The sequence below is a fragment of the Roseateles violae genome (assembly GCF_030410485.1).
Classification (GTDB): Bacteria; Pseudomonadota; Gammaproteobacteria; order Burkholderiales; family Burkholderiaceae_C; genus Roseateles_D; species Roseateles_D violae.
Genome location: NZ_JAUHHC010000014.1, coordinates 1 through 1,180, shown reverse-complemented (window position 1 = coordinate 1,180; position 1,180 = coordinate 1). Strand labels below are relative to the sequence as shown.

At 72.3% G+C, this 1,180-nt stretch carries 3 protein-coding genes; all 3 read right to left on the bottom strand.

Annotation, left to right across the window (positions count from 1 at the left end):
- Positions 1-239, bottom strand: a 239-nt coding sequence (locus QWJ38_RS23930) for a hypothetical protein (RefSeq protein WP_290361637.1), incomplete at its 3' end; no start/stop codon positions are given.
- A gap of 3 nt (positions 240-242) precedes the next feature.
- Entirely contained in the window at positions 243-596 is a 354-nt protein-coding gene (locus QWJ38_RS23925; protein ID WP_290361636.1) for a hypothetical protein, read from the bottom strand.
- A gap of 3 nt (positions 597-599) precedes the next feature.
- Positions 600-1,019 (bottom strand): hypothetical protein, encoded by a 420-nt coding sequence (locus tag QWJ38_RS23920; protein WP_290361635.1) that lies wholly within the window; start codon positions 1,017-1,019, stop codon positions 600-602.
- Positions 1,020-1,180: the final 161 nt, after the last annotated feature.

Below are 1,180 nucleotides of genomic sequence, written 5' to 3'. Positions count from 1 at the left end.
TGATAAGCGGTCCACCACTGCAGCGCCGGGGAGGCCATCAGTCGGACCATTTCCAGGCAGCTCAGCAGCTCGGCCGCGGCGCTGGCGATCGCGGTTTCTGCCTGCTGCGCGGCGGCCTGCTGCTGCTGCTGCTGGCCGGCGCCCTCGATCGTCAGGGCCTCGGCCTCCAGCGCATCGAGCGCCGCCATGCTGTCGGCGCCCTCGGCGCCTTCGGGGGTGTGTTGGGTGTCGTCGTTCATGGCTCAGAAATTCGGGAAGGCGCCCCAGGCCATCGCGCGGCGCGGTGCCGGCGGTGCTGCTGGTGCGACGGGTTGCGGGGTCGGCGCGGCGGCGCGCGGCGCCGGCGTCGGGGTTGGCTCGATCGGTGCCGGCTCGGCCGGCGGTGCGGTTTGACCTGGCGGCGCGGCCTCGGCCGGCTCGGCGATCAGCAGCGCGCGCAGCTTCTCGTCGCTGCGGTCACTGCGCGCGAAGGTCTGCGAGTTGCAGGCGTCACAGACCACGTACACCAGCTGCTTCGCACTCAGGCGCAGCCGCGCCCGGCTGCTGCTGCAGACCGGGCATCGGCAATGGCCCAGCTCGTTTTCGCGGGCCTGCATGGATCAGCCCTCGGCCGGCGGGTTCTCCAGCGCGGACAGGCGCGCTTCCAGCTCGGCGAGCTTGTCGAGCATGGCGGCCTCGGCCGCGGTGCTGGCCTCGGTCTGCTGGCGCAGCTCGGCCAGGGTCTGCTCGTGCAGCTCGGCGATGCGGTTCAGGTTGGCGGCGATCGCGCCCAGGTCGGCGAACTGCTGCGCGTACAGCTCGCGCAGCGCGGCGTCCTGCTCGGCACGCGCGGCGGCCTCGTCAGCCTGGGTGGTCAGCTCGGCAGTCGCAGCGCTGGCGAACTCGGCAGCGCCGGCGAGGCCGTCGCGGAGGGCCGAAGGGATGAAAGGCGCGCCGCGAGCGCCGTCAACGGCGGCAGCGAAGCCTGCAGCGAGGGCTGCAAGGGCGACAAGGGAGGCGCGGGGGGTGCTGGTCGACATAGTTTCTCTCTCGGATGGCCCCCCGGCCCCTCAAATTCGCCCCCCGGCGACTCTTTGCCCTTGCTCAATGCGGCGATGCCGCTGTTCATCAGGTACGCCGCGCCACCGCGGCGCGTACAGTTAATGACACGGGTCCAAGGCTGCGCGGCCTGCGGCCTTGC

Coding starts and splice junctions, on each gene's coding strand:
- QWJ38_RS23920 (WP_290361635.1), bottom strand. CDS start 1,019: ATGTCGACCAGCACCCCCCGCGCCTCCCTTGTCGCCCTTGCAGCCCTC.
- QWJ38_RS23925 (WP_290361636.1), bottom strand. CDS start 596: ATGCAGGCCCGCGAAAACGAGCTGGGCCATTGCCGATGCCCGGTCTGC.